Source organism: Tetragenococcus halophilus, assembly GCF_001712815.1.
In the GTDB taxonomy this organism is placed as follows: Bacteria; Bacillota; Bacilli; order Lactobacillales; family Enterococcaceae; genus Tetragenococcus; species Tetragenococcus halophilus.
On the sequence record NZ_CP012047.1, the window covers coordinates 146,761 to 160,042 of the forward strand.

Sequence of the window (13,282 nt, forward strand, 5' to 3'; positions counted from 1 at the left end):
CTCAAGTTTCGCACACCAAATTCGGTAGATAAACCTTGACATAGTTGGGTAGCGTATCGATCCAGTGTTGTAGTTGACTTTCAATAAAGTCTTGTAGTGTACTTTCTGCTTTTTCGCTGACAGCCTGAATGATCTTGACCAACTCAAGCAATGCCACAGACCAATCAAGTTCTTTCATCTGATCTGCGAGTTCATAAAATAAGCCGCCCAGTGTCCGCTCGTCATTGGCACAGCGTTGTTGCCAGCTCAAGAGAATATAACGGGTAAATACAATGGTCGTGTGACAGAGCAGGGCTTGATAATTCCGTGTCTGTGTTTCTTGCGCTAAATGAAGCAGTGATTTTGATGCTTTAAAGAATGTTTCGATATCCCACCGTAAAGAATAGGTTTTGACGATCTCTTGAGAAGACAGCGTCAGATCATCCGTCATAATGGCTAACCAGGCACTTTGTTTACTGTGGTTTTTCACAAAAACGATCTTCACAGGATGCTGACCAGCACAGGGCTGGACGATAATGGACGAAAGAATAGCTTCAGCAGTTACTTCTTCCGTCGATTTTTGGTAGAGTTCGCTTAATTTATAAAAACGCCCTTGGTAGAGATATTTTGTTTTTCCGTTTTTCATCATCCCTATCGTATGAATGCCTAAATCGTGTAACCGATCGATCATTTTCGGACAAGTAAACCACTTGTCCATGAGCACATGCGTGGCATAAATGCCCTGATCAAGGGCACGTGCCACCATTTCAACCGCCACTTCAGGCATGGGACGCTGCGCTTCTTTGAATCGACGAGCGCCCACGGTTCGCTGGTCTTGTACAGAGATGGTGGGCTGGACTTTTTTATTGCCAGAAAGCAAACTAAAATCAATAGGCAGAAACGAATACCCATCGGAAAAGCCCAACGTGAGCATACGATATCCTTTGTAGCCTTTTTGCAAGGCATGATCCCATAGACGGGCTAAACCAGGGACTTTTTGACTCCGATTTCGATAAAAGGTAGAATCGTCTAAAATCAAGGTGCGTAGATGAGTTTGAGGATCCGTCAGACGATGGATCTTTTCGATCACCGAAGTACTGAAACGAAGAAGAAAGGTCCGCCAGTTATTGTGAGGATCGTTCATCAAACGATAGACCGTATCTTTTTTCATCCATTGGTCCGCCTCACGTCCAGAAAGGACTTGATGAAGCGATTTGCCTTTAAAGACTAAAGAAAAAAGAAAAGTAAAGATGACTGCGACGGAATAGCCTTTTTGCTTGTGGATGTGAGCTTGACGCAAAAAGGAAGGCACCTTTAATTCGGAAAAAGTCGCTTTTACTTCATTTGGTAATTGATTTTTGATGGCTTTTAAGTGTATCATAAGGGCAAGAACTCCTTTGTCTTTGATTTGTGGTAAATCAATTATAAAACAAAGCGAGTTCTTTTTGTATCTTTTGTTAAAAAAGTCAAGAAGGCGATTGAATTCAATGCAGGCCCAGATCTGGCAATGGATTATCCTATTTTTTTATGTGCGAAACTTGAGTTTATAATTTTAGTAAAGAAAAAGTTCTCAATGGTTTTCTAAATCTAATTATATTTATTCAAAACCTAGTATGGCTCATTTTTTTAATTTGCTCTCTTTTTAGAAAAATGAGCATACCAAGGTTTGAATAATTTTTAGTATAATTTATAAATTTTTCAGAAATATGGTTCTGTTGCAAAGTTTTAAATAAAGAATAAAATCCCTTACGGTATCTATGATTTAAGCTGGGATTCCCAATAATACCTTGATTTCAGTACAGACCGAAAACCCGAAGAGAGTGCCTTCTTTTCGGGTTTTCTTATATAATCCTCGGATGGCTTCCATGCCTTTAATCGTGGTAGAGGCAGTGCGTAAACTTCGATAGAATTTATTGCGTCTCTTTACTGGACGATGGTCTTGTTCAATCAAATTATTCAGGTATTTAATGGTACGATGTTCTGTCCCTTGATAAAAGCCGTATTCTTTTAGTTTCTTAAAGGCACTTGTAATAGAGGGGGCTTTATCTGTGACTACAACCTTCGGTTCATCAAACTGCTTCACTAACCGCTTAAGAAAAGCATAGGCTGCTTGTGTGTCCCGTTTTTTACGTAACCAAATATCCAAGGTTAAACCATCTGCATCGATGGCTCGATACAAATAATGCCATTTTCCTTTAATTTTGATGTACGTTTCATCCATTTTCCATGAATAAAAGGATTTTTTATTTTTCTTTTTCCAAATTTGATAGAGTAGTTTGCCATATTCTTGCACCCAACGATAAATCGTCGTATGAGAAACGTTAATGCCACGATCATATAAGATTTCTTGAACTTCACGATAGCTAAGGTTATAACGAAGATAGTAGCCCACGGCTACAATAATCACATCCTGCTGAAATTGCTTTCCTTTAAAATGATTCATCGTCATTCCTCCTGCTATCTTTTTCTATTATTCTACCTTATTTGATAGTAGATTTAAAACTTTGCAACAGAACCGTAAAATTAATCCGAACGCTGTTCGGACAAAAAAGATCAGCTTCCTTTAAAATGGTGTTTACCACAAACCCATCTTTTAGGAGCTGATCTTTTGTCTAGTATAACCTATTCCGAACGAATTAAAATCGAAACCTTTTGTGAACTAGGCCTGTCCAATATCCAAATGAGCGATCGCCTAAAACGATCACCTGCCACAATTTCTTATGAATTAGCTCGATGTGAACCTTATCAGGCTGAATTAGCACAAACAGATGCCGAATACAAGCGGTCACGATGTGGCCGAAAGACTAAATTGAATGACAAATTAAGGCAAATAATTTTAAACCATTTACGGCTAAGTTGGTCACCAGAAATGATAGCTCACGAATTTAAACTAGCGACTAAATCAATTTATAATTGGTTAAATCAAGGGAAAATTGAGTTTTCTTTAAATGATTTGCCTGAACATGGCGTGCGCCAACGGCGTAACGTTGACCAACGTTCTAAATATAATCAATCTTTGGGGCGATCAATTGAACAGCGTCCCATGATGATTAATCAACGTAATCGCATCGGCGATTTTGAACTAGATACAGTCGTTGGTCCTCGTGGGCATAGTAAGGCAGTTTTATTAACCTTAATCGATCGCAAATCACGTTTCCTTTGGGCCTACCGATTAAAAAACCGGACGACAGCGACTGTTAATGAAGCCCTAAATAAGTTTCTAGCAACTTTTAATGGCCCGGTGCATAGTTTTACGGTGGACCGTGGCACTGAGTTTAGCGGTCTAGTATCACTTGAAGCACAATACGGTATTAAGACCTATTACTGCCATGCTTATACGCCAGCTGAGCGCGGCAGTAATGAACGATTTAATCGGAACTTACGCTATTTTTATCCTAAGGGGACTTATTTTGAGCACATTAGTGCTCAAGATTAGTGCTCAAGGCTTGAAAACCACCTTACTCGAAATTAATCAGAGACCACTTAAAATACTTGACTGGCAAACACCTTATCAGGTCATGCTGACCAATTTGTCAAAAAATTCGGATTAAATTTGCAATCTACCAAGTTAATATATTTGACTATATTTTTTATTATGGTCTATAATACTCCTTAGAAGTTAGTTAAGAAAACATTATATATAAAAAAATATGCTAAGTTAATATTTTATATAAATTCAATATATGAAAATTATGTTTATATATATATATATTGATATAACAGATCATACTTTTTATTATAATGTGATTATGGTTAGAAAATTAAATTAGGAGGAATCATTTTATGAAATATGAGGGTTTAGATCTATTAAACAATCACTTCTTAAATAAAGGTACTGCCTTTACTAAGGAAGAAAGAAAAGAAAATCACATCGAAGGTTTGTTGCCACCATTCGTGCAAACTTTGGATCAACAAGTCGAACAAGCTTATGAAAACTATTCTAATAAGGATACATTCTTGGCTAAGAGAATGTATTTGATGGATCTTTTCAATGAAAATGTTACTTTATTCTACAAGTTATTCAGTCAACATGTTAATGAATTTATGCCAGTTGTTTATGATCCAACAATCGCTGACACAATTGAAAACTACAGTCACCTCTTCTTAGATCCACAAAATGCCGCTTTCTTATCAATCGATGATCAAGATGATATTGAAGCATCATTGAAGAATGCATCTGCTGGTCGCGATATCAAGTTAATCGTTGTTACTGATGGCGAGGGTATCCTTGGTATTGGTGACTGGGGTGTTCAAGGTGTTGACATCTCTGTTGGTAAATTAATGGTTTACACAGCTGCTGCTGGTGTTGATCCTAAATCAGTTCTTCCTGTTGTCCTTGATGTAGGTACAAACAGAAAAGAATTATTAGCTGATGATCTATACATGGGTAATCATCACGAACGTGTTACTGGCGACAAGTACTACAACTTCGTTGACAAATTTGTTGAAACTGCTGAAAACTTATTCCCTGATATGTATCTTCACTTTGAAGACTTTGGCCGTAGCAATGCTGCTAACATCTTAAATAAGTACAAAGATAATATTCTTACCTTCAATGATGACATTCAAGGTACAGGTATTATTACTCTTGCTGGTATTCTTGGTGCTTTGAATATTTCCAAGGAAAAACTTACAGATCAAGTTTATCTATCATTTGGTGCTGGTACTGCCGGTGCTGGTATTACTAAGAGAATCTTCGATGCAATGGTTGAAGAAGGACTTTCTGAAGATGAAGCTAGAAAACATTTCTACCTAGTCGACAAACAAGGCCTTTTGTTCGATGATACTGAAGATTTAACACCAGAACAAAAGCCATTTACAAGAAAACGTAGTGAATTTGCTAATGCTGATGAATTAACAAACTTAGAAGCTGTTGTTAAAGCTGTTCACCCTACTATTCTTGTTGGTACTTCAACACAACCTGGTACCTTTACAGAAGCTGTTATCAAGGAAATGGCCGCTCATACAGAACGTCCAATTATCTTCCCATTGTCAAATCCTACAAAGCTTGCTGAAGCTAAGGCTGAAGACCTTTTGAAATGGACTGATGGCAAGGCTCTTATTGCTACTGGTATTCCTGTTGAACCCGTTGAATACAATGGTGTTACATATCATATCGGTCAAGCAAATAACGCTTTAGTTTACCCAGGTCTTGGTCTTGGTTCTATGGCTGTTAATGCTAAGATTCTTTCAGATGGCATGATCAACAAAGCTGCTCACTCATTGGGTGGTATCGTTGATCCTACACAACCTGGTGCTGCTGTTCTTCCTCCAGTTTCACAACTAGACAAGTTCAGTATGACTGTTGCCAATGGTGCTGCTCAACAAGCTATTGACGAAAAATTAACAACTGCTACAGACGCTAAAAAAGCAGTTGCTGATCTTAAGTGGGAACCTAAATATTAATTAAAATTTTTGTTAAATAAAGGGGAATTTATTCATGGCTGCATTTATCACTTCACTTGAAAGTGTTGCTGAAATCGTTCTTGTCATTGCTTTGGGGTATTGGCTAAGAGGATCAGGACGTTTAGGCGATAAATTTAAAGGCAATATTTCATTTATCATTATGAAAATTGCTTTACCTGCTTCAATCTTCGTCTCTGTTCTTAAATATTTGAACAGAGATAAATTAGCAAGTTTGTCCGGCGGACTGATCTTTACCTTCGCCAGTTTCACGATTGGTTACATCATTGCATGGATCTTAACAAAGGTCTTCCGTATTAGAAAGGGCCGTCGTGGTACTTTCATTAACATGTTCGTTAATGCTAATACCATCTTTATCGGTTTACCTCTAAACATGGCTTTATTTGGAACTAAGAGTTTACCTTACTTCCTTATCTACTATGTTATGAATACAATTTCAACTTGGGCTGTTGGTGTCTTCTTCATCTCAAGTGATGATCCAACCGTTGAAAAGGGTGCTAAGAAAGACTTTAACTGGAAAAAATTACTTCCTGCTCCACTTGTTGGTTTCTTAGTATCACTTGTTTTCTTACTACTTGCTATCCCAGTTCCTGACTGGATCAACAAGACTTTGGACATGGTCGGTGGTATCGTTACACCAATGTCATTGATCTACATCGGTATTATCTTAGCCGATGCAGGTTTGAAATCAATCAGATTCGACCGTGATACAATCCTAGCTCTATTAGGTAGATTTGTGGTTGCTCCTGCAATCATGATTAGCATTATTCTTATTGGTGGTTCAATGATGGGTACTTCATTACCAACTATCGAATCAAACTCATTCATCATTCAATCAGCTGCTCCTGGTTTAGCTGTCCTACCTATTCTAGTTGATCAATCACATGGTGATGTTGACTACGCTACTAACCTTGTTACAACATCAACTGTCTTGTTCGTAATTGTTGTGCCAATTTTAATGCAAGTAGCTAACTTGATTTAATTGATTTAAATACATTCACACATTCAAACAAATTCAGATCCTCCTCTAAAATATAAAAAAAGTCGTCAAACATTTTGCCTGCTGTTCTATTCATGTACCAAATCGGGACGTCTAACAGTAAAGCGTATCCGCCGACAAAAAGCACAAAAAAGAATGCAAGACCGTTACTTTTAAAAGTGTTAAAAATCGTACTGCGAATGAAATAATGTATCGGGAAGATAAATGCCCGTACATCAAACCCCTTAGGATTATCTTCGTCATAATCAGCGTGACTGTGATTATGAATACGCATGTAAATTAATGCTCCGAAAACAATTAACGCTGTAATTACTGTATCCATGAACTCTCCCCTTACTTATAAGTTAAATTTGTGTGAACTCGTTGTAATTGTGGTGAGTTCATGCCCTTAGTGGTCAGTTTATCATAGCTAATTTTGTTGTTTTGAACATAGATAAACGGTACGACAGGGTGAGTAATAGATACTTGTGTGAGCATGCCCGATTGGTTTTTAAGCAATTTATCTCTTAAAGCTTTACTGTTCCCTTTGCTGATATGTGTTAGGACATATTTGTGCGTTTGATTATCAAATACCCAAATGTTTTGTAATGCCCATGACGTTTGCCGTGGATCAGTAACGTTAGTATTATCGTCAACTTGTTGTTGAACATCTTGTAGTTCACTAGCTTGTTTGTTCATTTGTAGCGCAAGAAAACCCACTACCAACAGACTGATAATTGATACAACTAGACTTACTTTTGTGATACTATTCTTCATAGTGAAACTTCCTTTCAAATGGTTGGTTGTTTTGCTAAATGTTAGGGATACCGTGAGCTGTGCAGGCTAGGGCGGTATCCCTCTTTTTATTATATTCATCATTTCCCCCCTTATATTAAAAACGTGGGTTACGAATAAAATTATTGTGAACTTCTACTTGAACGACCTCGCGACCACGGCGTGCTTGAAATAACTCTAAGTCCATATCCCCAATTTCAAGGTTAATTTCTTCAATTGCTGGGTTTAAAATATTATCTTTCAATCGTCCATAGGTATAACTTTCTGGCGCACCTAGCCATTCTTTCCACTCATCAGGCGTTCCTTGGACAATGGCAATGGAACTACCGTTATCTTTATCAGCTTCACGCATGAGTTTATAAAGCAAAATAGAATATTTACTTTTCAGTTTAACGGTATCAACGAGTAAGTATTGGGTGTAGTGCCCTTTATCTTTTAATTGCAACAGAAATGGCGCAAATTCTTCATTAATTTTAATTTGTATTTGCCCATTTTCCCAAACACGCACCACTTCAAACCAACCAGTCATTGTAATACGACGCTCTTCTTCACTATAAATTCTGATAGATTTAGCACGCATATCCTGCAAATTTTGGGCAAGTTGCGAGTACGTACGACCGCTACGCTTTAAATCAAGAACATTAGATAGCTCATACATCGACGTTTGAATAATATTAAAGTGTTCATCATCAGGTTTTATCTTTGATATGACGTAGTCCATAATCTTTAACTCACGGGCATTTAAATCATGACGTGCCTTAGTAATTAGGTTATTATGTTCAGCCACCTGAAAATATTGTTGGTCTTTAAAATCTTCTTTGTTAAAGTTACGGTCACTGACCCATAACATATTGTGTTTATCGACCATAAATTTTCTTCCTTTCGAACATACATTTTATTTTATAAATACAGTATATAACAAAATTACAGTTAGTAAACACTATTTTTTTATTTTTACTGTTGAGTGGTGTGCTTTTTACTGTTGAGTGGTGTGCTTTTTACTGGTTCTGTTGCGAAGTTTGAAAATCAAACGCGCCCTCTCTGAACTCTAAATATCTTAGGCTGTTATTCCCATTAATACCTTGATTTCAGTAGACACCGAAAAGCCGAAGAGCGTTCCATTTCTTCGGTTCTTTTTATATATTCCTCGAATGGTCTCCATGCCCTTAATCGTGGAAGAGGCTGTACGGAGACTTTGATAAAATTTATTTCGTCGTTTAATAGGTCGATGGTCTTGTTCTATTAAATTGTTAAGATACTTCACAGTTCGGTGCTCTGTCTTAGTATATAAACCCACACTCTGTAACTTTCTAAAGGCGGAGCCAAGAGAAGGTGCTTTATCGGTCACAATTGCTTTCGGCTCACCAAACTGTTTATGGAGTCGTTTTAAGAAAGCATAGGCTGCTTGCGTACCCCGTTTCTTTCGTAACCAGATATCTAAGGTTAAGCCGTCCGCATCAATTGCACGATAAAGATAATGCCAACGTCCCTTAATTTTGATATAGGTTTCGTCCATTTTCCATGAATAGAAGGATTGTCTATTTTTCTTCTTCCAAAGATAATAGAGGACTTTGCTGTACTCTTGCACCCAACGATAAATCGTAGTATGACACACATTTATTCCACGATCATATAACAATTCCTGAACTTCACGATAGCTTAGATTGTAACGCAGGTAGTAACCAACAGCGACAATAATGACGTCTTTTTTGAATTGTTTGCCTTTAAAATGATTCATTACTCTGTCCTCTCTGTCTTTTTTCTCAATTTTACACTAAAATAGATTTTTGGGAAAACTTTGCAACAGAACCATCGTAACTTTTTTTGTATGGAAATGCATTTTTACACATGTCTAAATTTAAACTGTTGTAAAAATAAATATGTGGAGATAGAATAGTTTATAGAGAAAAACATTTTTGGAGGGAATAAATGAAATATGATTTGACGAAAAAATCAACCAAAGGAGCGCAAAGAACTTTAAGAGCATTTTCGGATGCGATGTATAAGCTACTAGCGGAAAAATCGTATGACGATATTAGCATTAATGAAATTTGTAAGATTAGTAATTTTCCGCGGGCAACTTTCTATAACTATTTTGAAGATAAAAAAGATTTATTGAATTATTGTTGGTTATTATTCAAAGAAGAAAGCAATATTGAGCAGTATCATGACGTTGCTGACGAAAATCTTCAAGAATATATATTGGGTCAAATCTTTGAGGCCATGGATCAGCATCGGGAACTATTAACTCAATTAGCAAAGCATAATGCTAATAATAGTTCGATTGTGAGCAGCATTTATGAGTACTTTAAAAACGAGGCTATTACGATTTTAAAGCAAGATCTAAAAAATCAAACTTCGAAAGTACCACTAGAATTAGTAGCAAAGCATTATAGTAATACGATTTTGTTGGTACTTAAGTGGATTTTCATCGAAAATCATCCATTGTCTAAGAGAGAAGCGATGGAATATGTTGATGAGTTACTAGGGAAATAAGCATTAAGAGAAGAGTGAATTGATTAATTATAGATAGGAGAGAAGAGTATGAGTAAGTATATCAAACAAAACATTGCCAAGTTTGTGACTTGGATTATCGTTTTGATTTTAGGAATCGTAATGTTACCTAATATTTCTAGCTTAGTAGCTGAAAAAGGTCAAACCAAAATTCCGGATACGGCTAAAAGCCAAGTTGCTAAAACCATCCAAAAAGATTGGGGCCACAAAATTAGCAATACGCGCCAGGTCGTTTTGGTCTTTAATAATGGTGACCAAGCCTTAACCCATAAGCAAAAAGATCGTATTAATGACACTATTGATAAAATCAAAGATAATAAATCTAAGTATGATATTAAAGGAGTTACTGCTCCTAACGATAGTGAGGCAACTAAGAAGCAATTAATTTCAAAAGATAAATCAACCCAGATAGTGCAACTAGATGTAGGTAAGCGGGATTCAGTGCGGAAGATGAATCAAAAGCTGGTTAAAGAAGTTAAGACGAGCGGAGTGAAAACTTACGTAACTGGTAGTGATATCTTAAATGATGATTTCTCGGTAGCCATTGAAGAGGGTCTTAAAAAGACTGAAGTTATTGCCATCGTCTTCATTTTGATTGTGCTAATTCTAGTCTTCCGTTCCCCAATTGTTCCTTTAATTTCTTTAGGAACTGTTGGACTATCTTTCATCGTCGCTTTATCAGCAGTGATGAATTTAGCTAAATATGCAGGATTTACGATTTCAAACTTTACCCAAGTTTTCATGGTCGTTGTTATGTTTGGAATCGGGACGGATTACAATATCTTACTCTATAACCAATTCAAGAATGATTTGATTGAGGGGATGGATAAAGAAACTGCCACGAAGCATTCACTTAAGGTGGCAGGGAAAACGATTCTTTATTCAGGAAGTACCGTTCTATTAGGATTCTTGACTTTAGCATTGGCTAAGTTTTCCATTTACCGTTCGGCAACGGGGGTTGGAATTGGGGTTGCTATTTTACTACTAGCATTATTGACCGTTAACCCCTTCTTTATGTCACTACTCGGGAATAAGGTATTCTGGCCTAGTCATAATTCAAAAGAATCAAATCACAGTAAGTTGTGGGATTGGCTTTCAGGACACTCAGCTAAAAATCCATTGATTGCTTTAGGCATCATCGTAATTTTAGCAATTCCAATGCTGTTAACTTATAACAATAAACTTAATTATGATACAGTCGTTGAACTACCAGCTAATTATTCTGCTAAGCAAGGATTTAAGACGGTGCAAAAGCACTTTAGCAAAGGAACAGCGGAACCTACTACCATCTATATCAAGAGCAGTCACAAGCTTGATAATGAAAGTGATTTAAGAGTTATTGATAACTTAACCAACCAAATTAAAGGTATTGATGGAATCAAGACGGTTGCATCAGTTACTCAACCAGGTGGCGATAAGTTAGATCAGCTTTATGTTAATGATCAATTGAAGACGTTGACTTCCCAAACAAGCAAGGCTCAAGCGGGCTTAAAAGAACTTCAAAAAGGTTTAACTGGTGGAGATTTTGATGCTAGTCAACTTGAAGATATCGGTGCTAAAGCGACCTTAATTGGGCAAGAGTTGAAGAGTATCCAATCAACTAGTGGTAGCTCTGTAAGTGGTCAACAATTGATGACGGCCTTACAACAAAAGATGGCAGCGGCTGGTCAACCATTATCACAAACACAAATGACGATTCTTTCTGGAGCAGCTAGCCAAGAAATGGCTTCAGTAAGTTCAATGCAAACTCGCCTTCAAGCAATTGCCACTTATACCCAAGCAATCGGTAATGATGCTCAAACTCTTGGAAATGAACTTAAGAGACAACAACAAAAAATGGCAACCGCTGGTGGCAGCGTTGGTAAACTAAATGACGGGCTATCTGAATCCAATAATTACTTGAAAGAACTTCAAGATTCATCTGCATCTAACACATTATTTGTGCCTAAAGCAGTGTTAGAAAGTGATACATTTAAAGATTCAGAAGATGTCTACTTATCTTCAAATAAAAAGGCCGCTAAGATCACGGTGGTCTTAGATTCAGATCCATTAACTGCTAAGTCGATTAAAAAAGTTGAAAGTCTGCAAACGATGATTAACAACAATATCAAGGGAACCTCATTGAAGAAAGCTTCCGTTTCGATTGGCGGTCAGACTTCTGAAACTTCTGATAAATCAAGTATTGCTAATCAAGATTTCTTACGTAGTGCAGTAATTATGTTAGTTGGCATTACACTTGCATTGATGTTAGTAACGCGCTCTATCTTACAACCATTCTATATCATTGCTTCATTGCTACTAGCATACGTAGGTGGACTAGGAATTACACGCTTTATTAGTAGTACATTCCTTGGGGAAAATCTATTAGGATGGAATGTACCTTTCTTCACCTTTGTAATGTTGGTTGCCCTTGGAGTAGATTACAGTATCTTCTTGATGATGAAGTACCGTGAATTTGATAACGAGGATGCTGGAGATCGAATTGTTAAATCAGCAGGAATTATTGGAACGGTGGTAATTTCAGCTGCAATTATCCTAGGGGGAACATTTGCTGCCTTAATTCCAGCAGGAGTTCTGACCTTGACACAAGTTGCTGTTGGGGTAATTAGTGGTCTGGTTATACTAGTCTTCTTAATTCCAGCAATGAATAGTAGTTTAATTCGTTTAACTTATCCAAGAAAAAATTAATCATAAAGTCGTAACTCAATTTGGGGTTACGGCTTTTGGTTCTGTTGCGAAGTTTGAAAATCAAACGCGCCCTCTCTGAACTCTAAATATCTTAGGCTGTTATTCCCATTAATACCTTGATTTCAGTAGACACCGAAAAGCCGAAGAGCGTTCCATTTCTTCGGTTCTTTTTATATATTCCTCGAATGGTCTCCATGCCCTTAATCGTGGAAGAGGCTGTACGGAGACTTTGATAAAATTTATTTCGTCGTTTAATAGGTCGATGGTCTTGTTCTATTAAATTGTTAAGATACTTCACAGTTCGGTGCTCTGTCTTAGTATATAAACCCACACTCTGTAACTTTCTAAAGGCGGAGCCAAGAGAAGGTGCTTTATCGGTCACAATTGCTTTCGGCTCACCAAACTGTTTATGGAGTCGTTTTAAGAAAGCATAGGCTGCTTGCGTATCCCGTTTCTTTCGTAACCAGATATCTAAGGTTAAGCCGTCCGCATCAATTGCACGATAAAGATAATGCCAACGTCCCTTAATTTTGATATAGGTTTCGTCCATTTTCCATGAATAGAAGGATTGTCTATTTTTCTTCTTCCAAAGATAATAGAGGACTTTGCTGTACTCTTGCACCCAACGATAAATCGTAGTATGACACACATTTATTCCACGATCATATAACAATTCCTGAACTTCACGATAGCTTAGATTGTAACGCAGGTAGTAACCAACAGCGACAATAATGACGTCTTTTTTGAATTGTTTGCCTTTAAAATGATTCATTACTCTGTCCTCTCTGTCTTTTTTCTCAATTTTACACTAAAATAGATTTTTGGGAAAACTTTGCAACAGAACCAAATATATAAAAATATCCGAACTATAGACAGAAAGACGTTCCAGCATTTTGGCAGGAA

11 protein-coding genes and 1 pseudogene are annotated in these 13,282 nt (G+C 37.1%); 5 read left to right on the forward strand and 7 right to left on the reverse strand.

What is annotated here, in order from left to right:
• Position 1 precedes the first annotated feature (1 nt).
• Both AC806_RS00640 and AC806_RS00645 read right to left on the reverse strand, forming a co-directional pair.
• A complete protein-coding gene (locus AC806_RS00640; RefSeq protein ID WP_069028524.1) occupies positions 2-1,360 on the reverse strand; it encodes an IS4-like element ISTeha3 family transposase in 1,359 nt (452 codons plus the stop codon).
• A 381-nt stretch (positions 1,361-1,741) separates the two neighbouring features.
• Positions 1,742-2,422: an IS6-like element IS1216 family transposase gene (locus AC806_RS00645; protein WP_001015311.1), complete on the reverse strand. Its 681-nt coding sequence runs from the start codon at positions 2,420-2,422 to the stop codon at positions 1,742-1,744.
• A gap of 165 nt (positions 2,423-2,587) precedes the next feature.
• Here AC806_RS00645 and AC806_RS00650 point away from each other — a divergent pair.
• The 3 genes and pseudogenes from AC806_RS00650 (at position 2,588) to AC806_RS00660 (ending at position 6,385) form a co-directional block, all read left to right on the forward strand.
• Positions 2,588-3,530 (forward strand): annotated as a pseudogene (locus tag AC806_RS00650) (IS30 family transposase).
• A gap of 232 nt (positions 3,531-3,762) precedes the next feature.
• Complete coding sequence (locus AC806_RS00655) at positions 3,763-5,385, forward strand: malolactic enzyme (protein WP_069028526.1); 1,623 nt, start codon at positions 3,763-3,765, stop codon at positions 5,383-5,385.
• A 34-nt stretch (positions 5,386-5,419) separates the two neighbouring features.
• Positions 5,420-6,385, forward strand: a complete 966-nt coding sequence (locus AC806_RS00660; protein ID WP_069028527.1) for an AEC family transporter — start codon at positions 5,420-5,422, stop codon at positions 6,383-6,385.
• Here the strand turns inward: AC806_RS00660 and AC806_RS00665 are convergent.
• The 4 genes from AC806_RS00665 to AC806_RS00680 form a co-directional block, all read right to left on the reverse strand.
• Positions 6,372-6,725: a hypothetical protein gene (locus AC806_RS00665; RefSeq protein ID WP_069028528.1), complete on the reverse strand. Its 354-nt coding sequence runs from the start codon at positions 6,723-6,725 to the stop codon at positions 6,372-6,374. The genes AC806_RS00660 and AC806_RS00665 overlap by 14 nt on opposite strands.
• Before the next feature lie 11 nt (positions 6,726-6,736).
• The gene (locus AC806_RS00670) at positions 6,737-7,159 is read right to left on the reverse strand and encodes a hypothetical protein (RefSeq protein ID WP_069028529.1); all 423 of its coding nucleotides are present in this window, start codon (positions 7,157-7,159) and stop codon (positions 6,737-6,739) included.
• Between the two features lie 115 nt (positions 7,160-7,274).
• The gene (locus AC806_RS00675; RefSeq protein WP_069028530.1) at positions 7,275-8,045 is read right to left on the reverse strand and encodes a replication initiation protein; all 771 of its coding nucleotides are present in this window, start codon (positions 8,043-8,045) and stop codon (positions 7,275-7,277) included.
• Between the two features lie 189 nt (positions 8,046-8,234).
• The gene (locus AC806_RS00680) at positions 8,235-8,915 is read right to left on the reverse strand and encodes an IS6-like element ISS1N family transposase (RefSeq protein ID WP_069028531.1); all 681 of its coding nucleotides are present in this window, start codon (positions 8,913-8,915) and stop codon (positions 8,235-8,237) included.
• Positions 8,916-9,106: 191 nt separating this feature from the next.
• Between AC806_RS00680 and AC806_RS00685 the strand changes: the two genes are divergently transcribed.
• A complete protein-coding gene (locus AC806_RS00685) occupies positions 9,107-9,673 on the forward strand; it encodes a TetR/AcrR family transcriptional regulator (RefSeq protein WP_014123534.1) in 567 nt (188 codons plus the stop codon).
• Between the two features lie 48 nt (positions 9,674-9,721).
• Positions 9,722-12,379: an MMPL family transporter gene (locus tag AC806_RS00690; RefSeq protein ID WP_069028532.1), complete on the forward strand. Its 2,658-nt coding sequence runs from the start codon at positions 9,722-9,724 to the stop codon at positions 12,377-12,379.
• Positions 12,380-12,470: 91 nt separating this feature from the next.
• Here the strand turns inward: AC806_RS00690 and AC806_RS00695 are convergent, their stop codons facing one another.
• Complete coding sequence (locus AC806_RS00695) at positions 12,471-13,151, reverse strand: IS6-like element ISS1N family transposase (RefSeq protein ID WP_002319817.1); 681 nt, start codon at positions 13,149-13,151, stop codon at positions 12,471-12,473.
• Positions 13,152-13,282: the final 131 nt, after the last annotated feature.

Excerpts from the sequence above, each read along its gene's own strand:
- AC806_RS00640 (WP_069028524.1), bottom strand. The coding sequence starts at position 1,360 with ATGATACACTTAAAAGCCATCAAAAATCAATTACCAAATGAAGTAAAA.
- AC806_RS00645 (WP_001015311.1), bottom strand. The coding sequence starts at position 2,422 with ATGAATCATTTTAAAGGAAAGCAATTTCAGCAGGATGTGATTATTGTA.
- AC806_RS00655 (WP_069028526.1), top strand. The coding sequence starts at position 3,763 with ATGAAATATGAGGGTTTAGATCTATTAAACAATCACTTCTTAAATAAA.
- AC806_RS00660 (WP_069028527.1), top strand. The coding sequence starts at position 5,420 with ATGGCTGCATTTATCACTTCACTTGAAAGTGTTGCTGAAATCGTTCTT.
- AC806_RS00665 (WP_069028528.1), bottom strand. The coding sequence starts at position 6,725 with ATGGATACAGTAATTACAGCGTTAATTGTTTTCGGAGCATTAATTTAC.
- AC806_RS00670 (WP_069028529.1), bottom strand. The coding sequence starts at position 7,159 with ATGAAGAATAGTATCACAAAAGTAAGTCTAGTTGTATCAATTATCAGT.
- AC806_RS00675 (WP_069028530.1), bottom strand. The coding sequence starts at position 8,045 with ATGGTCGATAAACACAATATGTTATGGGTCAGTGACCGTAACTTTAAC.
- AC806_RS00680 (WP_069028531.1), bottom strand. The coding sequence starts at position 8,915 with ATGAATCATTTTAAAGGCAAACAATTCAAAAAAGACGTCATTATTGTC.
- AC806_RS00685 (WP_014123534.1), top strand. The coding sequence starts at position 9,107 with ATGAAATATGATTTGACGAAAAAATCAACCAAAGGAGCGCAAAGAACT.
- AC806_RS00690 (WP_069028532.1), top strand. The coding sequence starts at position 9,722 with ATGAGTAAGTATATCAAACAAAACATTGCCAAGTTTGTGACTTGGATT.
- AC806_RS00695 (WP_002319817.1), bottom strand. The coding sequence starts at position 13,151 with ATGAATCATTTTAAAGGCAAACAATTCAAAAAAGACGTCATTATTGTC.